The sequence below is a fragment of the Citrobacter sp. RHBSTW-00671 genome (assembly GCF_014103415.1).
Lineage (GTDB): Bacteria > Pseudomonadota > Gammaproteobacteria > Enterobacterales > Enterobacteriaceae > Citrobacter.
The window spans coordinates 2,157,572-2,180,404 of the sequence record NZ_JABXPR010000001.1 but is presented as its reverse complement, the minus strand read 5'-3'; the positions used below and the strand labels follow the sequence as shown (position 1 = coordinate 2,180,404).

Genomic DNA, 22,833 nt, shown 5'->3' with positions numbered 1-22,833 from the left:
AATGTCCTATAGTCAGCGACGCAGAATCTGAGCCAGACAGTCCACCACGCCAGCGGGATTCTCCCGATGCGCGTTGTGTCCGGCGTTACGAATCACATGGTTCGGTACGGATATTTCCGCCGCCAGAGCGCGGAATTTATCGTCACGTTCACCACATAAATAATAAAACGGAAATGTGCGCGTTTTCAGTTGCACACGTAAATCAGGTTGTACGGCCAGCGAGGTGGCTTCCAGCATTGCCGCCAACGTTTCACCCTTATTCTGGCAGCGTAAAGCGACCAACGCCTCTCTTTGAGTCGTATCCAGCGAAGCGAAAACCGGTTGCTGGTACCAGTCATTAAACACCTCGCGCAACGGCTCACGGCGAAAACGTGCGGCCCAACGCCCATCTGCAAGGCGACGCTGAACGCGCTCATCTTCGTGTTGTAAGCCTGGGTGTCCACCTTCAACAATCAGGCCGCAGAGCCCCGGCATCCCCTGACAGGCCGCCATCATTGCGACTCTGCCGCCAAGGGAATATCCCACCAGCCAGTAGTTAAGTATGTTGTAACTAAGCAACGTGTTACGCAACATATCGCTGACGTCATCGAATCCGTTCACGCTGATATCAGCAGAACCGCCGTGGCCAGGCAGGTCGATATACAGCCGCGAATAGTCCGGGAATGCTTCACCGACCGCCTGCCATTCCCGGCGATCGCCGGAAAATCCGTGCAGGAAAACCAGCCAGGGGAAATCCACCTGCCCCGTGTTCGCCTGCGCGTGCAGGATCATAGATGACTGACCTGCGCCAGCAGTTGCTGCAGGGTTTGCGCCCCGTCAGTTTCATTCACTACCAGCTCAATCACCGTTGCCACCGGAGTACGCCAGGCGTTCGTCAGCGCGCTCTCCAGTTGCGCCCAGTTCTCCGGGCGGTGATATTTGAGGTCAAACATAGCCGCGGCATGCTCAAAATGGACGTTCTGCGGCATCAGGTAGAACCGTTCACGTTCGCCTGGCGGGGTTGGCAGCAGAGAGAAAATCTGTCCGCCGTTATTATTCACCACAATCAGGACAAACGGTGCGGAAACCTGGCGCAAAAGCGCCAGCGCATTCAGGTCATACAGCGCGGATAAATCGCCAACAATAGCCAGCGTCGATTTCGCACTGGCACGCTGTACGCCTGCCGCGGTTGATAGCAGACCGTCAATACCGCTCGCACCGCGATTGCTGTAAACCGGAAAACCTGCCGGAAGCTGAGACAGCGCGTCAATCAGCCGTACAACCAGGCTGTTCCCCACGAACAACTGTCCCTGCTCTGGCAGATACTCGCGAATACGGTGCGCCAGCTGTGCTTCGCCAAACGTGTCGCGGCGGGCTTCTACCGCCTGCCATGCCTGTTGCGCCAGACGAGGGATTTCTACGCACCAGGGCTGACGTTTCTCCGCCGGATGCAGCTCCAGCCAATCGCCAACTTTCGCCACCAACCTGCGGCCACGATGATGGGCCGGATCGAGGCGGCCTTCGATATTATCGACAATCCAGTATTCCTGCGGATCGCAGCTAGCCTGCCATTGCAGCAGTCGTTTACCGGTCAGACTACTGCCGAGCTGCACCACAATCTGCGCCTGCTCTAATTCAGCGACCGCTTTCGCGTTCCCCAGCCACAGATCGGCGCAGGGCAACGGCTGTCCGGTTTGCGACAGCACATCACCAATGAGTGGCCAGCCTAACGTCTGCGCCCAGAGCGCAACTTTCTTGCCCTCTTCGGCGCTCATGCGCCCGGCAAGTACCACACCACGTTTTTGCCGCCAGAAGAACCAGTCGCGCTGTTTGTCGCTTTCCAGCCGACGCGCTTCGCGCAACCAGGGTTTGTCATCCTGCCACCAGTCGCCCAGGCGCTGCTGCCACTCAATGCCCGTGTCGTCCATCTCGCCATACAGCGGCTCCGCAAACGGGCAGTTAATGTGTACCGCACCGCTGTGCAGTGAGGCCAGAGCGTTATCGAGGGTAGACACCAGCCAGCTTGCCGGAATGTCCTGCGTCGGACGCGGTAAAGAGAGCGTTTGCGACGGATGTGACGCAAACATGCCGGCCTGACGAATCGCCTGGTTAGCGCCACAGTCAATAAGCTCAGGCGGTCTGTCAGCGGTGAGTAAAATCAGTTTTTCACCGGTCAGTCCGGCTTCAATCAGCGCCGGATACAAATTCGCTACCGCCGTACCAGAGGTGACAATAACGGCAACAGGTTGCCTGCTGACTTTCGCCAGACCTAAGGCGAGATGTCCCAGTCCGCGCTCGTCAAAATGCGTATGATGGATAAAAGCGGGATTTTCCGCTGCCGCTAAAGTCAACGGCGTCGAACGCGAGCCAGGGGCAATGCAAACATGCCTGACGCCGTGGCGAGTGAGTGCTTCCAGAATGACCGCCGCCCAGCGTCGGTTAAATGCGCTTACTGACATGAGATTGTCCGGTATCAATATTGCGACACAGTATAAAGAATCGAATAAATGGATTTTTGATATGAGTCGGGAATATACACGAAATCATTATCCTTCCATCTGTAATAAAGTACGTAACCCTGCCGCTTTATTATCTATTTCTTGCCATTCTTGCTCAGGATCTGAACCGCGCACGATCCCCGCCCCGGCATACAGGCGTACGACATTTGCGCTAATTTTCGCTGAACGTAATGACACGCAAAACTCGCTCTGACGCAGTGAAAGATAACCCGCGGAACCGGCGTACCACTCGCGTTCAAAGGGTTCATTATGTTGGATAAATTCACGCGCCAGCTCGCGGGGAATACCCGCTACGGCTGCAGTAGGCTGTAGCTGTACCAGACAAAGCGTATCGTCCGCCTGATTGAGCGCAGTCCAGATACAGCGGCGCAGATGCTGTACTTTGCGCAGTCTGAGTACCTGCGGCGGCAGGACATCGAGGGTTTGCGTACAGTTTTGCAGCCGTTGACAAATATCTTCCACCACCAACATGTTCTCACGCTGGTTTTTATCGTCCTTCATCAGCCATTCACCAAGCTGCCAGGCGCGATGATCGTCAGGGTGATTGGCGACCGTTCCGGCCAGCGCCTCAGTGCGCAGTGCCGTGTCACGCCGTCTATACAGACGTTCAGGGGAAGAGCCAAGAAAAGCCGATTCGGCGGAAAACGCCATATAGAAGTGGTAACAGTTGAGATTTAAACGCCGGCTGGAGGCCATAACCGCCGCGGCATTAACCGGCTGAGAAAACTGTAAATCGGTCGCACGCGCCAGCACCACTTTGTCGAGTTCTTCCTCAGCAATGGTCTGCGTGGCAAGCTCAATCAGGCGAACCCAACCGTCTTTATCCGGCCAGTGCTGTTCTCCCGTCAAAATCAAACGCAATGCGGGAAGCGGTTTTACCTGCGCAAGCGTTGAAATAAACGCAGCAGCCTGCGCGGCATCTTCACGCAACGACACGTCGCTATACAGATGAAGTCGTAAGGTCGCAACCCCGGCACAGCGTCGCCATTCCAGTCGCGGTAGCAATAAATTACCGCGCTGCGGCTCAAACGCATTCAGGCCCCAGATGCGCAGTTCGGGGTGATTATCATATTGGCGTAAAAACCGTTGGGCAGATTCCAGTGAGGAGAATGTCGCCACTGCGCCCAGCACAGCCGCTTCTTCATCACCGTTACGTTGCTGCCAGTAAAACTGAGGCCAGACGGGCTGGCTGGCCAGCCATCCTAAAGCGTCAAAAGCATCGTTCAGTGGGAAAGGTATGTCGTAAATACGAATGCCAGGTGCTGCCGGTATCTCTTGCGACAAAATGCGCATCAGACTTTCCAGCGCAGTAGTGATTGAATGCACGCGGACCTCTCCCTGTTAAAAACCTCTCATTATACGGGGTACTGAGCAGAAAAAGCAGTACCCCCGTATAGGGAGTGAGATGACAGCGCTATATTTATCGCCGTGCCAGCAATAATCCCATCACTAAACCGACTGTCGCCCCCACGCCGATCCCACGCCAGGGTTTTTCGTGTACATAGTCATCGGCCCGGCAAACTGCCTGCTTTGCACGATAATAGTAACTGTCAGAGGCGTGACTAACGCGATTTCTCACCTCTTCTAACGCCTGCTCAGCCCGCGCTTTTAACTCAAGATACTTCTGGTCGGCAGGATCGCCGGAAGAACGTAGCACTTCTGCCAGCGTTTCGCTCAATAATTCCAAATCATCATCAATACGTGATTCGTAAGAATGAAAAGACATTATATTCTCCCTTTCTATTGACGTACCCGCTAACTATAGACGACAGGGGCTGTTTACGCTTGATGCCCCTCACGCGCCATGCCGATATGTGGAATACCATCTTCGTCATAGATCTCCGTGACTGGAACAAACCCAAATTTCGCATAGAACGATTGCAGATGCGCCTGAGCCCCCAGATATAACGCCTTATGCGGCCAATGCTGCGCACAGGAGGCCAGCGTTTGCATCATTAACTGCTGCCCCAATTTTTCGCCGCGTAGCGCTTCGCTGACAATCACCCGACCAATCACTACTGGCTCCAGATCATCGTCACTTTTCAGAATCCTCGCATACGCCACCAGTTCATCATTATGCCATCCCAGAATGTGACGGTTCTCGCCGACTAAGTCGTCGCCATCCACGTCCTGATACGGACATTGTTGCTCAACAACAAATACCGCGCAGCGAAGCTGAAGAATGGCATACAGCTCCTGAACACTCAGCTTTGCATGATGGAGATCTTGCCAGTGGATCATTGTCTGCCCCTTTGTTGTGATAACCTGAACACCCTGCCTCATTAATGGCGAAAAGTGTAACGTAAAGATGGAATTACTATTTTTAGGTACGTCTGCGGGAGTTCCCACACGTTCTCGCAATGTAACGGCAATATTACTGAATCTGCAACACCCTACTCAGGCAGGTTTGTGGCTTTTTGATTGCGGCGAAGGGACGCAGCATCAAATGCTTAGCACCCCGTTCAACCCGGGCAAACTTGATCGTATTTTTATCAGTCATCTGCATGGCGATCACCTTTTTGGTTTGCCAGGGCTGCTGTGCAGCCGTTCAATGGCCGGAAACGTCCAGCCGCTGACGCTTTACGGTCCGAAAGGATTACGGGAATTTACCGAAACGGCCCTGCGACTGAGCGGCTCATGGACCGATTACCCGCTGGATATTGTAGAAATCACCGCCGGTGAGATTGTGGATGACGGCCTGCGCAAAGTGACCGCATTTCGACTGGAACATCCGTTGGAGTGCTACGGCTTTCGTGTTGAAGAACACGACAAACCCGGTGCGCTTGATGCCAACGCGCTCAGAGTGGCGGGCGTTAAACCAGGCCCTTGTTTTCAGGATCTCAAAGCGGGCAAAACTATTGTGCTGGAAGACGGGCGCACCATTAACGGGGCCGATTATCTCGCCCCGGCGATTAAGGGAAAGTCCGTCGCCATTTTCGGTGATACCGGGCCCTGTGCGAGCGCCATCGAACTGGCAAAAGGGGTGGACGTGATGGTACATGAAACCACGCTGGATTCGTCAATGGAGGAAAAAGCCAACAGCCGCGGGCATAGCTCCACCCGGCAGGCCGCACAGCTGGCACGGGACGCCGGTGTGGGCAGACTCATCATGACCCACGTCAGCTCCCGCTACGATGCAAAGGGCTGCCAACGGTTACTTGAAGAGTGCAGAGCGCTGTTCCCGGCAACGGAACTGGCTCACGATTTCGCCATTTTCACCGTTTAACGCTTTATTTTTCCGCCTCAATGCCGATAACAGTGGAAAGGCCGGCTTTCACACTGAGGACAGGATGAACAATTTTCAGAAAGATATTGATGACAGGACCAATCTAACCTTGTCGAACCGCTTTGAGCTGCTGCTGTTTCGCCTTGGCAAGTCGGTTGAAGAGCAGAAATCAGAGCTGTTTGGCATCAACGTTTTCAAACTCCGTGAAATCGTCCCGATGCCGACATTTACACGCCCTGCCGGCATGAAGTCTCCGCTGTTAGGCATGGTGAATATCCGGGACCAGGTGATCCCGGTGATCGACCTGCCTGCTGTCGCTGGGTGTAAACCCGAAACCGGGCTCAATATCCTGTTGATCACCGAGTACGCCCGCAGCGTACAGGCGTTTGCGGTGGAGTCAGTAGAGAACATTATGCGTCTCGACTGGCAGCAGGTGCACACTGCTGAGAAAGCCGTCAATGGTCGCTACATCACCAGTATCGCTTGTCTGGACGACGACAAAGAAACCAACAATTTGGCGCTGGTGCTTGATGTCGAGCAGATCCTGTATGACATTGTGCCGTCCAACCACGATTTACGTGCAACCGACCTGAAAACCAGCAAATTCACTATCACGCCGGGTGCGGTGGCCATTGTTGCGGAAGACTCCAAAGTTGCCCGGGCGATGCTGGAGAAAGGACTGAACGCGATGGAAATTCCGCATCTGATGCATGTCACCGGCAAAGATGCCTGGGACAAAATTCAGCAACTCTCCGCAGAGGCACAAGCGGAGGGTAAGCCTGTCAGCGAGAAAATCGCCCTGGTGCTTACCGATCTGGAAATGCCGGAGATGGACGGTTTCACACTGACCCGTAAGATCAAAACCGACGAGCGGCTGAAGAAGATCCCGGTCATCATTCACTCTTCACTTTCCGGTAGCGCCAACGAAGATCACGTCCGCCGGGTTAAGGCCGATGGCTACGTAGCAAAATTCGAGGTTAACGAATTATCTTCTGTGATTCAGGAAGTGATGGAACGCGCAGCAAAAGATGTTAGTGGTCCTTTGGTGAGCCGTCAGCTTTCCGCCTGATAGCCTTGCCCGCATAAAAAAACCCGCCGAGGCGGGTTTTTTCGTTTCAGCGTGTCGCTTACATCAGCGGCGTCGCCAGCTGCACGATGCTGATCAGCGGTTGTGGGTAGATACCCAGCACCAGCACCAGCAGTGCAGAGATCAGCACCACGATACCGCCCGCGCTGTACTGCCAGTTAGACGGTGCATCGCGGTTCAATTGCTGCGGTGCGCTCAGGTACAGGCTTACTGCAACGCGCAGGTAGTAGTACAAACCAATCGCGGAACCGACCACCACAGCAGCAACCAGCCACCACAGATTGGCCTGCACACCGACCGCCAGTACGTAGAATTTACCGATAAAGCCCAGCGTCATCGGGATACCCGCCAGAGACAGCATCATCACCGTCATCACTGCCGCGAGGATCGGACGATGCCAGAACAGACCACGGTAGGAGAACAGAGAGTCTGCATCCGGACCACGGTACGGGCTGGACATCAGGCTGACCACACCGAACGCGCCGAGGCTGCTGAACAGATAACCGGCCAGATACACGCCTACCGCTTCCATTGACATCTCGCCGCTCTGCAGGGCAATCAGCGCCACCAGCAGGTAACCGAGGTGAGAGATGGAAGAGTAACCGAGCAGACGTTTGATATTGGTCTGGCTCAGCGCCATCAGGTTACCGAAGATGATGGACGCAAAGGCAATTATACCCAGCACGATACGTACCGCTTCGCTGTCGCCAACCGGCGCGTACAGGAACAGACGCATCACCACGCCGAAGATAGCGATTTTGCTCGCCGTCGCCAGGAAGGTGGAAACCGGGGCTGGAGCACCCTGGTATACGTCTGGCGTCCACAGATGGAACGGAACCAGCGAAAGTTTGAAGCCGAGGCCCACGATCATCAGACCGAAGCCCGCCAGCAGCAGCGGCTCATGCAGCATGCCGTCGCCGAGGCTCTTACCAAGTGCAACGAACGACAGGTTGCCGGACTGTGCGTACACCAGCGCCATACCAAACAGCAGGAAGGAAGACGCTGCGGCAGACAGGATGGTGTACTTGATACTGGCTTCCAGCGAACGTTTCTGACGGAAGGCATAACCGACCAGGCCAAACAGCGGCAAAGAGATCAGTTCGATACCGAGGAACAGCGCCGCCAGATGGTTAGCATTGGCGAGCAGAATTCCACCCAGCGCGGCAATCAGCACCAGCAGGTAGAACTCTTCCCGGTTGTCGTCGTAGCCTTCCAGCCATGGGTAAGCAAAGGTACAGGTAGCAAGACTCGCCAGCAGTACCAGCCCGGTGTAGAGCATGGCGAAACCGTCAACCCGCATCAGCGGGGTGACGTCCATGGCGCCCGCCTGGCCAACAAACCAGAGCGAAACCAGCGCGGCGTTAAGCCCAATGACCGACAGCGTGGCATTGAGGAAGTGATTGCGTCGCCACGCAATGGAGAGCATCACAACCACCACCGTCAAGCCGACGATCAGCAGCGGTAGCAGCGCAATCAGGTGTTGTGGAGTTATTGTCATGGCGATTTACGGCCTTGTAGTAGTAACGGAATTAACAAACCACTGCTGGATGTTGCTCATCGCAGAATGCGAGGTATCCAGAATCGGCTGCGGATAGAAGCCAAGCAGTACCAGAAGCACAACCAGCAACAGGATGATAAACAGCTCACGCAGCGACATCCCTGGCAGTTCAACACTGGCAATCTGGCTTTTCGCCTTACCAAAGTAAGCGCGATGCAGCATCGCCAGCGAGTACACAGAAGCAAACACCAGACCAAAGGTTGAGATCACCGTAATGACCGGAACCACCTGGTAGCTGCCGAACAGAATCATGAATTCGCCAACAAAGTTACCTGTACCAGGCATACCCAGCGTACAAACGGCGAAGAACATAGACAGTGCAGGCAACCATTTCATTTTGCCCCACAGGCCGCCCATCATACGCATATCACGCGTGTGCAGACGTTCGTACAACTGTCCACACAGAATGAACAGACCGGCAGCGGACAGACCGTGAGCGATCATCTGGATAACCGCACCCTGGTACGCCAGCTGGCTGCCGGTGTAGATAGCAATCAGTACGAAGCCCATGTGTGATACAGAGGTGTAGGCAATCAGACGTTTGATATCGTACTGATTAAAGGCCATCCACGCGCCGTAGAAGATACCGATAACGCCGAGCCACATTGCGATAGGTGCAAACTCAGCCGACGCGTTCGGGAACAGCGGCAGAGAGAAGCGCAGCAGACCGTAAGCCGCGGTTTTCAGCAAAATCCCCGCCAGGTCAACGGAACCTGCGGTCGGTGCCTGGGAGTGCGCATCTGGCAACCAGCCATGCAGCGGAACCACCGGCATTTTCACCGCAAACGCGATGAAGAAGCCCAGCATCAGCAGATATTCCACACCGTGGGACATCGGGGTATTCAGCAGCTCTTCATAGTTGAAGGTCCACACACCGGTCGCTTTATAGTGCACAAACACCAGCGCCAGGATGGCAATCAACATCACCAGACCACTCGCCTGGGTATAAATGAAGAACTTGGTCGCCGCCGTGATACGCGTTTTACCGTCAGAGGCTTTATGCCCCCACAACGCGATCAGGAAGTACATCGGCACCAGCATCATTTCCCAGAAGAAGAAGAACAGGAACATGTCGATGGCAAGGAACACGCCGATAACGCCGCCCAGAATCCACATCAGGTTCAGGTGGAAGAAGCCCTGGTATTTTTCGATTTCATTCCAGGAGCACAGTACCGCCAGAACACCGAGCAGACCGGTCAGCACTACCATCAGCAGCGATAAACCGTCGATTGCTAAGTGAATAGAGATGCCGAAACGCGGGATCCACGGCAGGATAAACTCAGACTGCCACTGCGGAATGCCAGCGGATTGCGTCAGTGAATAGCCGCCCTGCAACCACAGCTGCAGGCCAAGCGCCAGCGTCAGTCCCATGGTAATCAGCGCTATCCAACGCGGCACCTTCACGCCAAAGCGTTCGGTCTGCCAGCACAGGAAGCCACCGATAAAGGGGATTAATATCAACCAGGGTAATAACATAGCTAAGTATGTCCCTTATATTTACTCCTGCTCAGGCTATCTCACTCGTCAGCCCAAATCCCGGCAGTGCTCGCAATCCTCACGTACTTCAGTACGCTCCGGTTGCTCTGCGCTGGCGGTATTCGGTCTGACTTCGCCGATGACGCCTGTACTTCAGGAACAGATTTTCAACGAATTCTAAAAATTATTTTTGGGTTTGTAGGCCGGATAAGCGAAGCGCCATCCGGCAATCGTTCATCCAGCCAACAAACTCAACGCAGTACCATCAACAGTGCCAGCACAACGACGGCGCCAATGCTCATTGATGCCACATACCAGCGCAGATAGCCGTTCTCGCTTAACAGCAGGCCTTTACCTGCAAAGCGGGAAAGGATAGCCGGAATGTTCATCATTGCGTTCAGCGGATCGCGTTTCAGCAACCAGGCAACACCCAGGAACGGCTTGACGAACACTTTGTCGTACAGCCAGTCAAAGCCCCAGGCGTTATACCACCAGGTCCCCAGCAGACGGCCTGGCGCACTGTTGGCAATCGACGTCACCAGCGTACGTTTACCCAGCCACAACCATGCTGCGATCAGGATGCCTGCAATCGCGACGATACCGGAGGTAATTTCCAGCGTCATGACGCGACCATGCTCAAGCTCGGTCGTCGCAGGCAGTACCCCCTGCAGCGGCGGCACAATCAGCGCGCCAACGAAAGTGGACAGGATCATCAGCACAATCAGCGGCAGATGATGGGTAATCCCCTTCCCTGCGTGAGCGTGAATTTGTTCTTTACCGTGGAACACGATGAAAATCATACGGAAGGTGTACAGAGAGGTCATGAACGCACCGACCAGACCTGCAACCATCAGATTGATATGACCGTTCGCCATCGCACCGGCCAGAATCTCATCCTTACTGAAGAAGCCCGCGGTAATCAGCGGCAGAGCCGACAGCGCCGCGCCACCAATCAGGAAGCTGAAATACACCAGCGGAATAGACTTACGCAGGCCGCCCATCTTGAAGATATTCTGTTCGTGATGGCAGGCCAGGATAACCGAGCCGGATGCCAGGAACAGCAGCGCTTTAAAGAAGGCATGCGTCATCAGGTGGAAAATCGCCGCATCCCATGCCTGTACGCCCAGCGCCAGGAACATGTAGCCAATCTGGCTCATGGTGGAGTAAGCGAGCACACGTTTGATGTCGGTTTGGACCAGTGCGGCAAACCCTGCCAGCACCAGCGTGATAGCACCAATAATCCCTACCAGATGCAGAATTTCCGGGGTCATCAGGAACAGACCGTGGGTACGTGCAATCAGGTAGACACCGGCGGTAACCATCGTCGCGGCGTGGATAAGCGCAGAGACAGGCGTCGGGCCCGCCATTGCGTCTGCAAGCCAGGTCTGCAACGGCAGCTGCGCAGATTTACCGACCGCACCGCCCAGCAGCATCAGGGTTGCCCACATCAGCATGTTGTTACCGTCTGCAAAGTGCGCAGGCGCCAGTTCCACCATTTCGCGGAAGTTCAGCGTACCCAGCTCGTTGTAGAGGATGAACAGCGCGAACGCCAGGAATACGTCACCGACACGGGTTACCACGAAGGCTTTCATTGCCGCTGCGCCATTCTTCGGATCGGTATAATAGAAACCGATCAGCAGATAGGAGCACAGGCCCACGCCTTCCCAGCCGAGATACATCAGCAGCAGGTTATCCGCCAGTACCAGAACCACCATGCTGGCGATAAACAGGTTGGTGTAGGCGAAGAAACGAGAGTAGCCCTCTTCCCCGCGCATGTACCAGGAGGCGAACATGTGGATCAGGAAACCCACGCCGGTCACCACCGAGAGCATGGTCAGCGACAGGCCGTCCAGCACCAGGTTAAAACCGATGTTGAAGTCGCCGACCGACATCCACGTCCACAGCGGCTGGCTGTAGGCCTGTTGGCCATTCGCAAAGAAGTCAACACCCACAAACGCGGTCACCAGCGCCGCCAGGCCAATCGACCCGACGCCCACGGTTGCGGACAGATTTTCTGACCAACGACCGCGAGAGAACGCCAGTAATACAAAGCCAATAAATGGCAGAATAATGGTTAAGGCAAGCATGTTCATCCACGCATCTCACTTACTGAATCGATGTTCAGGTTCTGGCGACGGCGATGAAGTTGCAGCAGCAGCGCAAGTCCAATGCTCGCTTCAGCAGCCGCGAGGCTGATGGCAAGAATGTACATCACCTGACCATCGGTCTGGCCCCAGTAGCTTCCGGCGACCACGAAGGCCAGCGCGGAGGCGTTAATCATGATTTCCAGCCCGATCAGCATAAACAGCAGATTGCGGCGGATAACCAGACCAGTTAAACCCAGTACGAATAAGACAGCCGCGAGGATCAGTCCATGTTGTAAGGGGATCATGCGTGCTCCTCCGTTTTTCTTTTCGCGCGGTCATCAGTGCGATTGCTCAGCACTTCACCGGAACGCTCTTCGCGACCGACGTGGAAGGCCACAACCAGACCCGCCAACAGCAGCATCGAAGCCAGTTCAACCGCCAGAACATAAGGTCCAAACAGGGAAATACCGACAGCTTTCGCGCTGATTGGCGTACCGTCGATGCCCTGATCGTTAACACCCAGGATGGCATACACAATCACCACCAGCATGATGGCCGACAGAATCGCCGGACCAATCCACACCTGCGGCTTCAGCCACTGACGTTCCTGCTCAATTTCAGAACCACCGAGGTTGAGCATCATCACCACGAACACGAACAGCACCATGATGGCACCCGCGTAGACGATAATTTCCAGCGCACCGGCGAAGTAAGCGCCCAGCGAGAAGAACACCCCAGAAATCGCCAGCAGCGAAATAATCAGGTACAGCAATGCGTGTACCGGATTGGTGTGGGTGATCACCCGCAAGGTTGCGAGAATGGCTATCAGGCCACAGATATAAAAAGCGAACTCCATTGCCCCTCTCCTTACGGTAACAGGCTCTTGACGTCGATAGGCTTAGCTTCGTTCTCTGCTTCGCCCTTATCTTTGCCGTCGATTGCCATACCTGCCATCCGGTAGAAGTTATATTCCGGGTATTTGCCCGGACCGGAGATCAGCAGATCCTCTTTCTCGTAAACCAGGTCCTGGCGCTTGTACTCACCCAGCTCGAAATCTGGAGTCAGCTGAATAGCCGTAGTCGGACAGGCTTCTTCGCACAGGCCGCAGAAAATGCAGCGTGAGAAGTTAATGCGGAAAAACTCCGGATACCAGCGGCCATCTTTGGTCTCTGCTTTTTGCAAAGAGATACAGCCAACCGGACACGCTACCGCACACAGGTTACAGGCAACGCAGCGCTCTTCACCGTCTGGATCACGAGTCAGAACGATACGACCACGAAAACGGGGCGGTAGATAGACCGGCTCTTCCGGGTACATCTGCGTTTCGCGTTTGGCGAACGCATGCAGGCCGATCATCCAGATACTACGTACCTGGGTGCCGAAGCCTACTAACAATTCTTTTAAGGTCATGGTCTTTGTGTCCCTTATTGCGCCTGCCAGAGAATGACAGCCGCCGTTACCAGCAAGTTGACGAGCGTCAGCGGCAGACAGACTTTCCAGCCGAAGGACATTACCTGGTCATAACGAGGACGCGGTAACGACGCACGAATCAAAATGAACATCATCATGAAGAACGCGGTTTTCAGCGCGAACCAGACGAATGGCGGTAAGAACGGGCCATGCCAGCCACCGAAGAACAGGGTAACCATCAGCGCAGAAATGGTGACGATACCGATGTACTCGCCCACAAAGAACAGACCGAATTTCATGCCGGAATATTCAATGTGGTAACCATCGGCCAGTTCCTGCTCGGCTTCCGGCTGGTCAAACGGGTGACGGTGACACACCGCGACGCCCGCGATGGCAAAGGTGACAAAACCAAAGAACTGCGGAATAACGTTCCAGATATCGGCCTGGTTATTGACGATGTCGGTCATGTTAAATGAACCGGCCTGCGCCACCACGCCCATCAGGGACAATCCGAGGAACACTTCGTAGCTCAGCGTCTGCGCAGACGCACGCATCGCACCGAGCAGCGAGTATTTGTTGTTACTCGACCAACCGGCGAACAGCACCGCGTAGACCGCGAGGCCTGCCATCATCAGGAAGAACAAGATCCCGATGTTCAGGTCAGCAACCACCCAGTTCGGACTCACCGGCACAATAGCAAAGGCCAGCAGCAGCGAGGTGAAGGCGATCATCGGTGCCAGGGTAAAGATGACGCGATCCGAGAATTTCGGGATCCAGTCTTCTTTAAAGAACATCTTGATCATGTCCGCAACCAGCTGGAGCGAACCGCCCCAGCCAACACGGTTCGGTCCGTAACGGTTCTGGAACAGACCCAGCAGACGACGTTCACCAAAGCTCATGAATGCCCCGCAGGTGACCACCACCAGCAGGATCACCACCGCTTTGAGAATGCTCAGCAGGATCTCAATCAGATCGGGTGTAATCCAACTCATTGTTGTGCCTCCTGCAGATCCTCAAGACGCGCACCTGCCAGAACCGGCGCGATGCCAGGCATGCCCATCGGCAAACCAACCTGCCCTGCCGTTAAGCCTTCAGCGATTTCAACCGGCAGCGTGACCGTGTTGCCATCGTAGCTGAAAGAAACGTGCGTGCCGGCATTGACACCCAACTTCGCGGCATCTGCCGGGTTGAGTTTGATGTACGGCTGCGGCATGCGGGTCTGGAAGACCGGTGCACGCTGGGACATTTCATCACTACCAAACAGATGGTAGTACGGTGCGATACGCCACTGACCATCCTGAGCCTGGAAGCTCGCCGGAACGGTAGTGAAGTAATCCAGGCCACCTTCAGATGCTTCAATCAGACGCACGCCCGGATCGCCATGACGCAGTTTACCGCCCACTTCATCCTGGAACTTGTTCCACGCTTGTGGGGAGTTCCAGCCTGGTGCCCAGGCAAACGGAATTTGTGAACGCGGTGCAGACGGCTGGTTGTTCCCTTCCATCGAGAAGGCGAACATGGTGTCTTTATCCTGCGGCTGGCGCGGCTCGTGCACGCTGATGTTAGCGCGCATTGCCGTACGACCACTGTAGCGGTGCGGTTCACGCGCCAGTTTCTGTCCACGGATACGGAAGCTTGCATCCGGCGCAGCATCTTTAATACCCGCCAGCTGTGGCAGCTTCTCAACGACCGCATCGATAACGTGGTCGAGCTGCGTCCAGTCCACTTCACGGCTCTGTACGGTGCTGTGCAGCGAATGCAGCCAGCGCCAGCTTTCCAGCATGATGGTGTTGCTGTCGTAATAGGACGGGTCATAGACCTGGAAGAAACGCTGGGCGCGGCCTTCGTTGTTAATCACCGTACCGTCGCTTTCGGCGAAACTTGCGGCGGAAAGCACCAGATGAGCGTTTTCCATAATAGCCGTACGCTGATGGTCAATGACCAGTACCAGCGGCGCTTTCGCCAGCGCAGCATTTACGCGAGTCGCTGAAGCATGACGATGCAAATCGTTTTCCAGCACCACAACGGCGTCAGCACGACCTGTTTCCAGCTCGGTCAGCGCATCGTCAAGGGAACCACCGCCAATCATGCCCAGGCCCATGCTGTTAACAGAGCGGGCAATCATGGTGATGCCAACATCTGCGCCACGGCCTTTCAGCGCCTTCGCCACGTTAGCAGCAGCCTGAATCACTTCGGCGCTACCGGCGTTGGTGCCGGAAATAATCAGCGGTTTCTTCGCCCCGGCCAGTGCCTGAACGATAACGTCAATTTTGTTCTGCAGGTCACGGTCGATGCCGTCAACCGCCGGTGCGTTGTTATCCAGCGCATGGGCGATAGCGAAACCTAAACGCGCCTGATCTTCAACCGGTGCACGGTAGGTCCATGCCGCGATATCATCCAGACGGGTGTTATCGACGTTGGTCACGAACAGCGGATGTTTGGCACGCTGACCAATGTTAAGGATTGCGGCGATCTGCCAGTCGGCCACTTTCTGTGCCGCCGCCATTTCACGCGCTTTGCCTTTCACCGCCTGACGCACTGCCAGCGCAACGCGTGCGCCGGTCTGGGTGACATCTTCGCCCAGTACCAGAACCGCATCATAAGATTCGATTTCGCGTAGAGCCGGAGTATGAATCCCGCCGTCACGCAGCACGCTCAGCGCCAGTTGCAGACGTTCCTGCTCACCCTGGGCGATACCGGTATAGAAGTTATCCGCACCCACCAGTTCACGCAGCGCGAAGTTGCTTTCAACGCTGGCACGCGGGGAGCCGATGCCGATCACTTTCTTCGACTGACGCAGAATATCTGCCGCCCCCTGCATCGCCTGCTCAGCGTTCAGGGTGATCAGGTCATCACCACGACGCTGGACCGGCTGACGCGGACGGTCTTTCAGGTTCACGTAACCATAGCCAAAACGACCACGGTCGCAGAGGAAGTAGTGGTTAACGGTACCGTTGTAACGGTTTTCGATACGACGCAGTTCGCCGTAACGCTCACCCGGGCTGGTGTTACAGCCGATGGAACACTGCTGGCAGATGCTCGGCGCAAACTGCATGTCCCATTTACGGTTATAACGCTCGGAGTGCGTTTTATCAGTGAACACACCGGTCGGGCAGATTTCTACCAGGTTACCGGAGAATTCGCTCTCAAGCGTACCGTCTTCCGGACGACCAAAATAGACGTTGTCATGTGCGCCATACACGCCCAGATCCGCGCCGTCCGCATAATCTTTGTAGTAACGCACGCAGCGATAGCAGGCGATGCAGCGGTTCATTTCGTGAGAGATGAATGGTCCCAGATCCTGATTGCGGTGAGTACGCTTAGTAAAGCGGTAGCGACGGAAGCTATGACCAGTCATTACGGTCATATCCTGAAGGTGGCAGTTCCCCCCCTCTTCACAGACCGGACAGTCGTGTGGGTGGTTAGTCATCAACCATTCCACTACGCTTTCACGGAATTGCTTCGCTTCTTCGTCGTCGATAGAAATAAAAGTGCCTTCGGTAGCCGGTGTCATACATGACATCACCAGGCGACCACGCGTATCTTCCGCGTTTTGATATTGCTTCACCGCACACTGGCGGCAAGCACCGACGCTTCCCAGCGCCGGGTGCCAGCAAAAGTATGGAATATCAAGGCCGAGAGACAGACAAGCTTCCAGCAGGTTGTCCGCTCCGTTGACCTCATATTCTTTGCCGTCTACATGAATCGTAGCCATAGTCAGCATGCTTCCAGTTGGCTTAGTCAGTGACCAAGCGTTAATCGAATTTCTTTTCCGCTTTATCCTTCAAGCTGCCTCGGCGTTGGCTTCCCTCGTTCATCCCAGTCACTTACTTTAGTAAGCTCAGGGATTCTCTCGGTTGCCGCCTTGACGCATCTTGAATGCTTTCGCGTAAAACGTTTACCAGCGCTCTTTCAGCAGGTTCGGCTGAATACCACTAATTACGTGGGTATTGCTGAAAGTCTGCTTAATGCCAGCTTCGAATTCTTCGCGGAAATATTTAATGGCGCTCTGCAGCGGTTCAACCGCGCCCGGTGCGTGTGCACAGAAGGTTTTACCCGGACCGAGGAAACGACACAGTTGCTCAAGTGTCTCGATATCCCCTGGCTGGCCTTCGCCACGCTCCAGCGCACGCAGAATTTTCACACTCCACGGCAGACCGTCACGGCACGGCGTACACCAGCCGCAGGACTCGCGGGCAAAGAACTCTTCGAGGTTACGCACCAGCGGTACCATGCCAATCTCGTGGTCAACCGCCATCGCCAGCGCGGTACCCAGACGGCTGCCTGCTTTACCAATGCTTTCGAATTCCATCGGCAGATCGAGGTGTGCTTCGGTCAGGAAGTCAGTACCCGCCCCGCCCGGCTGCCAGGCTTTGAACTTCAGGCCATCGCGCATACCGCCCGCGTAATCTTCGAGGATCTCACGCGCGGTAGTGCCGAAAGGCAGTTCCCACAGGCCAGGATTCTTCACACGACCGGAGAAGCCCATCAGCTTGGTGCCCGCGTCTTTGCTCTTCGAAATGTTCTGGTACCACTCCACGCCGTTGGCGAGGATAGCCGGTACGTTACACAGCGTTTCGACGTTGTTTACGCAGGTCGGCTTACCCCATGCGCCAGAGCTTGCCGGGAACGGCGGCTTGGAACGTGGGTTAGCACGGCGACCTTCGAGGGAGTTGATCAGTGCGGTTTCTTCACCGCAGATGTAACGCCCTGCCCCGGTGTGCACGAACAGTTCGAAATCGAAACCGGTGCCCATGATGTTTTTACCAAGCAGACCGGCTTCGGTCGCTTCGGCAATCGCACGGCGCAGATGCACAGCCGCTTCGATATACTCACCGCGCAGGAAGATGTAACCACGGTACGCTTTCAGCGCAAACGCGGAGATCAGCATGCCTTCCACCAGCAGGTGCGGCAGCTGTTCCATCAGCAGGCGGTCTTTATAGGTGCCCGGCTCCATTTCATCGGCGTTACACAGCAGGTAACGGATGTTCATGGATTCGTCTTTCGGCATCAGGCTCCATTTCAGACCGGTGGAAAAGCCTGCGCCGCCGCGCCCTTTCAGGCCAGCGTCTTTTACCTGATTAACGATTTCGTCCGGTGACAGCCCGGTCAGGGCCTTACGCGCACCTTCGTAGCCGTTCTTGCTACGGTATTCGTCCAGCCAGACCGGCTGTTTGTCATCACGCAGACGCCAGGTCAGCGGATGCGTTTCGGGAGTACGGATAATGTCTTTCATTTATACCGCTCCAACAGTTCGGGAATGCCTTCCGGGGTCAGGTGAGCATGAGTATCTTCATCGATCATCATGTTCGGCCCCTTGTCGCAGTTCCCCAGGCAACAGGTCGGCAACAGCGTAAAGCGACCATCAAAGGTCGTCTGCCCCGGCTTGATGTTGAGTTTTTTCTCAAGCGCAGCCTGGATCCCCTGGTAGCCATTGATATGGCACACGACGCTGTCGCAATAGCGGATCACGTGGCGACCGACCGGCTGGCGGAAGATCTGGCTGTAGAATGTCGCAACACCTTCGACGTCGCTTGCCGGGATACCCAGCACGTCAGCGATCGCGTAGATCGCTCCATCCGGCACCCAGCCACGCTGTTTCTGAACGATTTTCAGCGCTTCAATGGACGCCGCACGCGGGTCTTCGTAGTGGTGCTTCTCGTGCTCAATCGCTTCACGCTCAGCCGCACTCAGCTCAAAAGCCTCGGTTTGTGGTTGTTGATTCTCGTGCATAATTAGCGGTCCACATCTGACATAACAAAATCGATACTACCCAGATGGACGATAAGGTCGGACACCAGGCTGCCACGTACTGCTACCGGGATCTGCTGCAAGTGCGCATAGCTCGGGGTACGGATACGCGTACGGTAACTCATGGTGCTGCCATCGCTGGTCAGGTAGTAACTGTTGATACCCTTGGTCGCTTCCACCATCTGGAAGGACTCGTTCGCCGGCATAACCGGGCCCCACGAAACCTGCAGGAAGTGGGTGATCAGGGTTTCGATATGTTGCAGCGTGCGCTCTTTCGGCGGCGGCGTGGTCAGCGGGTGATCCGCTTTGAACGGGCCTTCCGGCATGTTATTGAGGCACTGCTCAAGGATGCGCAGACTCTGGCGCAGCTCTTCCACTTTCAGCATCACGCGGGTATAGCAGTCGGACACACCGCCGCCAACCGGAACTTCAAAGTCAAAGTTCTCATAACCTGAGTACGGACGTGATTTACGCACGTCAAAATCAATACCCGTCGCACGCAGCGCAGCACCGGTACAGCCCCAGTCCAGCGCTTCTTTTTTGCCGTATGCGGCAACACCCTGCGAACGGCCTTTCAGGATGGTGTTGCGCAGTGCAGCTTTCTCGTAGGAATCCAGACGCTTCGGCATCCAGTCGAGGAAGTCACGCAGCAGTTTGTCCCACCCGCGTGGCAGATCGTGTGCCACACCGCCGATACGGAACCAGGCCGGGTGCATACGGAAACCGGTGATCGCTTCGACAACGTCATAGATTTTCTGACGGTCGGTAAAGGCGAAGAATACCGGGGTCATTGCGCCAACGTCCTGAATGAACGTGGAGATGTACAGCAGGTGGCTGTTGATGCGGAACAGTTCAGAGAGCATGACGCGAATCACGTTCACGCGATCCGGTACGGTAATGCCCGCCAGCTTTTCGACTGCCAGCACGTATGGCATTTCGTTCACGCAGCCGCCGAGGTACTCGATACGGTCAGTGTACGGAATATAGCTGTGCCAGGACTGACGCTCACCCATCTTTTCAGCGCCACGGTGGTGGTAGCCGATGTCAGGCACGCAGTCGACGATTTCTTCGCCATCAAGCTGCAGGACAATACGGAACGCACCGTGTGAAGACGGGTGGTTAGGACCGAGGTTGAGGAACATGAAGTCCTCATTTTCGGTGCTACGCTTCATGCCCCAGTCTTCCGGTTTGAAGGTCAGCGCTTCCATCTCCAGATCCTGCTTGGCTTTGGTCAGCTCAAACGGATCGAATTCGGTGGCGCGTGCCGGGTAGTCTTTACGCAGCGGATGGCCTTCCCAGGTATGCGGCATCAGCAGACGCGTCAGGTGTGGGTGGCCTTCGATATCGATGCCAAACATTTCCCAGGTTTCACGCTCATACCAGTTGGCGTTCGGGAACAGTTTGGTGAAAGTCGGTACGCGCAGGTCGTTTTCAGACAATGCCACCTTGAGCATGATATCGCGATTGCGTTCAATGGAGATCAGGTGATAGAAAACGGAAAAATCCGCGGCGGGTAACCCTTCGCGGTGCGTACGCAGACGTTCGTCCATGCCATGTAAGTCAAACAGCATGACGTAAGGTTTCGGCAGTCTCTTTAAGAAATCGCCAACTTCGAGTAACTGTTCACGCTTGACCCAGACAACGGGTATCCCGGTGCGAGTCGCCTGAACGGTAAAGGCATCCGGCCCAAAACGGTTGCGCAGTTCGCCAATGACCGGGTCATCGAGGTGATCCCGTGTTTGCCATGCAGCGTCTTGCGCGGTTAAGTCGGTCATATTGTTCACCATTGCAAATGGTTCGTGGTAGTCGGCAGTGCTTCGCGCTGTTTATCCACTTCATCCTTCAAGCTGTCTCGGTGTTGGCTGCCTTCCCTCACCCAGTCACTTACTGATGTAAGCTCCAGGGGATTCGCTCAGTTGCCGCCTTGATACACCTTGAATGATTTTGTGTATGTCTAATAGTTCACGAAGCGCAATGTTGCTGCCGACAGGCGCAAATTAAATCTCGTCTGGTGTACGAAGATTCGTTACAGCAATACGTTCGCCGCGTTTACGCTCGCGTTCTGACTGCATATTGGCGCGATAAACGCCCTGATCGCCAACCACCCAGGAGAGCGGACGGCGTTCTTTGCCAATGGAGTCTTGCAGCAGCATCAGTGCCTGCATGTACGCTTCTGGACGCGGCGGGCATCCCGGGATGTACACATCTACCGGAATAAATTTATCAACGCCCTGCACTACCGAGTAGATATCGTACATACCGCCGGAGTTGGCGCATGCGCCCATGGAAATAACCCATTTAGGTTCCAGCATCTGATCGTAGAGGCGCTGAATAACCGGGGCCATTTTGGTAAAGCAGGTTCCGGCTACGACCATCAGGTCAGCCTGACGCGGTGATGCACGCAGAACTTCCGCACCAAAACGGGCCACGTCATGCACGGCGGTAAACGAGGTCACCATCTCTACGTAGCAGCAGGAAAGGCCAAAGTTGTATGGCCAAATTGAGTTTTTACGGCCCCAGTTAACCATGTCATGCAGCTTGCCCATAAACACGTTTTTGTTAACTTCTTGCTCCAGGGGGTCGGTTACGATCTCCTGTTTTTGCAGGGGGTAACGGTCGTTCTCACCGTTAGGATCTATGCGGGTGAGCGTATAATCCATCTTAATGCCTCGCGGTTAGCGTTGACGATTAGCGATACTGTTCGTTTCCGGGTTCATACGCTCGCGGCGTGAACGCGCGGGCGTCCAGTCCAGCGCGCCAATACGCACCAGATAAACCAGACCTGCCAGTAACACAAAAATAAAAATTGCAGCTTCCACAAAGCCAATCCAACCGCTTTCACGGATAGAAGTTGACCATGCGAACAGATACAGCGCTTCAACGTCGAAGATAACGAAGAACATGGCTACCAGATAAAACTTGGCAGACAGGCGCAAGCGGGCGGTGCCGACCGAGTCGATACCTGATTCAAACGGCACGTTTTTAGATCTCGCGCGTGCGCGACCACCTAAAAACCAACCGCCGACGAGCATCAGGCAGCACAGGCCAATGGCGACAATAAGAAAGATAGCGAATGCCCAGTGATGAGCGATGACTTCAGTGGATGTTGACATACTCATTGCTTACTCATCAAAAGTAGCGCCAAATTCTCTGCTCTTTTCGGCAGATGAACGCCACATCGATTCATGGGGAGGAATAAAAAAAACCTTACAATCACTGTAGAAAATCATTTATACAGCCAATTGATGGGGTTTTTTACTCCTTTCTATAACCTTTTGTCAACTTTAACAAAAGTTTCCTCACATTATTTTACACTGTTCCAACTTCATTAACATAAAGTGCTCTTTAGACTAATTTCGATCGCATCATCAGTCATTTTCAATGTTGTTGAATCGTGTCCGTTGTGAAGTAAAAAAGATAATACACGTCTATTTTGACAGGAATTCGCACAGATGCCTCCCCCTAAATGGGAGTATTTTCTTGATCTGTGACACGCTTTTGTTAATTCACCATAAAAAACAGCAACAATTTCTCTAGTTTTTTAACATGGAAATGAATAGCGCCTCGAGTGATTATTTTTTGCACTATCTGTGGGTGGCTTTTTTACCTACTGATTTTGTTAAGTTTTGGTATACAAAATGGCATCTCCGACCATTATTTGCATAAAAAAAGAGCCACTGGAGGTTTTTTCATCACCAGCGACTCTTTTTTGCACTTACATTTTATAACGATTATTTATG

Annotated in this window: 20 protein-coding genes; 2 read left to right on the top strand and 18 right to left on the bottom strand. The window is 54.7% G+C overall.

The features are described from left to right. Positions 1–12: 12 nt before the first annotated feature. From menH to HV261_RS10305, 5 genes are all read right to left on the bottom strand, one after another. Positions 13–771, bottom strand: a complete 759-nt coding sequence (gene menH, locus HV261_RS10325) for a 2-succinyl-6-hydroxy-2,4-cyclohexadiene-1-carboxylate synthase (RefSeq protein ID WP_202038200.1) — start codon at positions 769–771, stop codon at positions 13–15. Next, entirely contained in the window at positions 768–2,438 is a 1,671-nt protein-coding gene (gene menD, locus HV261_RS10320) for a 2-succinyl-5-enolpyruvyl-6-hydroxy-3-cyclohexene-1-carboxylic-acid synthase (protein ID WP_202038199.1), read from the bottom strand. The genes menH and menD overlap by 4 nt, the downstream gene beginning before the upstream one ends. Before the next feature lie 87 nt (positions 2,439–2,525). Then, entirely contained in the window at positions 2,526–3,824 is a 1,299-nt protein-coding gene (gene menF / locus HV261_RS10315; protein WP_202038198.1) for an isochorismate synthase MenF, read from the bottom strand. Positions 3,825–3,918: 94 nt separating this feature from the next. After that, positions 3,919–4,224: a stress response protein ElaB gene (elaB, locus tag HV261_RS10310; RefSeq protein ID WP_137384151.1), complete on the bottom strand. Its 306-nt coding sequence runs from the start codon at positions 4,222–4,224 to the stop codon at positions 3,919–3,921. Positions 4,225–4,277: 53 nt separating this feature from the next. Further along, positions 4,278–4,739 carry a GNAT family N-acetyltransferase gene (locus HV261_RS10305; RefSeq protein WP_202038197.1) on the bottom strand — a complete coding sequence of 154 codons (462 nt, stop codon included), beginning with the start codon at positions 4,737–4,739 and terminating at the stop codon, positions 4,278–4,280. A 67-nt stretch (positions 4,740–4,806) separates the two neighbouring features. Here HV261_RS10305 and rbn point away from each other — a divergent pair, with 67 nt between their 5' ends. Beyond that, positions 4,807–5,724, top strand: a complete 918-nt coding sequence (gene rbn, locus HV261_RS10300; protein ID WP_202038196.1) for a ribonuclease BN — start codon at positions 4,807–4,809, stop codon at positions 5,722–5,724. Positions 5,725–5,788: 64 nt separating this feature from the next. Next, entirely contained in the window at positions 5,789–6,793 is a 1,005-nt protein-coding gene (locus HV261_RS10295; RefSeq protein ID WP_202038195.1) for a chemotaxis protein, read from the top strand. 58 nt (positions 6,794–6,851) lie between these two features. Here HV261_RS10295 and nuoN read toward each other — a convergent pair whose 3' ends face one another. From nuoN to nuoA, 13 genes are all read right to left on the bottom strand, one after another. Beyond that, positions 6,852–8,309 carry an NADH-quinone oxidoreductase subunit NuoN gene (gene nuoN / locus HV261_RS10290; protein ID WP_137384155.1) on the bottom strand — a complete coding sequence of 486 codons (1,458 nt, stop codon included), beginning with the start codon at positions 8,307–8,309 and terminating at the stop codon, positions 6,852–6,854. 6 nt (positions 8,310–8,315) lie between these two features. Continuing rightward, positions 8,316–9,845: an NADH-quinone oxidoreductase subunit M gene (gene nuoM, locus HV261_RS10285; RefSeq protein ID WP_005129465.1), complete on the bottom strand. Its 1,530-nt coding sequence runs from the start codon at positions 9,843–9,845 to the stop codon at positions 8,316–8,318. Between the two features lie 251 nt (positions 9,846–10,096). Next, a complete protein-coding gene (nuoL, locus tag HV261_RS10280; RefSeq protein ID WP_202038194.1) occupies positions 10,097–11,938 on the bottom strand; it encodes an NADH-quinone oxidoreductase subunit L in 1,842 nt (613 codons plus the stop codon). Then, complete coding sequence (nuoK, locus tag HV261_RS10275; RefSeq protein WP_006683663.1) at positions 11,935–12,237, bottom strand: NADH-quinone oxidoreductase subunit NuoK; 303 nt, start codon at positions 12,235–12,237, stop codon at positions 11,935–11,937. Before nuoK ends, nuoL begins: the two co-directional genes overlap by 4 nt. After that, on the bottom strand, positions 12,234–12,788 hold the full coding sequence (gene nuoJ / locus HV261_RS10270; RefSeq protein WP_003028059.1) for an NADH-quinone oxidoreductase subunit J: 555 nt from the start codon (positions 12,786–12,788) through the stop codon (positions 12,234–12,236). Before nuoJ ends, nuoK begins: the two co-directional genes overlap by 4 nt. A gap of 11 nt (positions 12,789–12,799) precedes the next feature. Beyond that, positions 12,800–13,342, bottom strand: coding sequence for an NADH-quinone oxidoreductase subunit NuoI (nuoI, locus tag HV261_RS10265; protein WP_005129470.1), 543 nt, complete (start codon positions 13,340–13,342; stop codon positions 12,800–12,802). A 14-nt stretch (positions 13,343–13,356) separates the two neighbouring features. Continuing rightward, a complete protein-coding gene (gene nuoH / locus HV261_RS10260; protein WP_003028063.1) occupies positions 13,357–14,334 on the bottom strand; it encodes an NADH-quinone oxidoreductase subunit NuoH in 978 nt (325 codons plus the stop codon). Beyond that, positions 14,331–17,057 carry an NADH-quinone oxidoreductase subunit NuoG gene (gene nuoG, locus HV261_RS10255; protein ID WP_202038193.1) on the bottom strand — a complete coding sequence of 909 codons (2,727 nt, stop codon included), beginning with the start codon at positions 17,055–17,057 and terminating at the stop codon, positions 14,331–14,333. Before nuoG ends, nuoH begins: the two co-directional genes overlap by 4 nt. Before the next feature lie 183 nt (positions 17,058–17,240). Then, positions 17,241–18,578 (bottom strand): NADH-quinone oxidoreductase subunit NuoF, encoded by a 1,338-nt coding sequence (gene nuoF / locus HV261_RS10250; protein WP_202038192.1) that lies wholly within the window; start codon positions 18,576–18,578, stop codon positions 17,241–17,243. Further along, a complete protein-coding gene (gene nuoE, locus HV261_RS10245) occupies positions 18,575–19,075 on the bottom strand; it encodes an NADH-quinone oxidoreductase subunit NuoE (RefSeq protein WP_003028069.1) in 501 nt (166 codons plus the stop codon). The genes nuoF and nuoE overlap by 4 nt, the downstream gene beginning before the upstream one ends. Before the next feature lie 2 nt (positions 19,076–19,077). Next, positions 19,078–20,880, bottom strand: a complete 1,803-nt coding sequence (nuoC, locus tag HV261_RS10240; protein ID WP_202038191.1) for an NADH-quinone oxidoreductase subunit C/D — start codon at positions 20,878–20,880, stop codon at positions 19,078–19,080. A 210-nt stretch (positions 20,881–21,090) separates the two neighbouring features. Further along, positions 21,091–21,753 carry an NADH-quinone oxidoreductase subunit NuoB gene (gene nuoB / locus HV261_RS10235; RefSeq protein ID WP_003028075.1) on the bottom strand — a complete coding sequence of 221 codons (663 nt, stop codon included), beginning with the start codon at positions 21,751–21,753 and terminating at the stop codon, positions 21,091–21,093. A gap of 15 nt (positions 21,754–21,768) precedes the next feature. Continuing rightward, positions 21,769–22,212 (bottom strand): NADH-quinone oxidoreductase subunit NuoA, encoded by a 444-nt coding sequence (nuoA, locus tag HV261_RS10230; RefSeq protein WP_040230134.1) that lies wholly within the window; start codon positions 22,210–22,212, stop codon positions 21,769–21,771. Positions 22,213–22,833 lie beyond the last annotated feature (621 nt).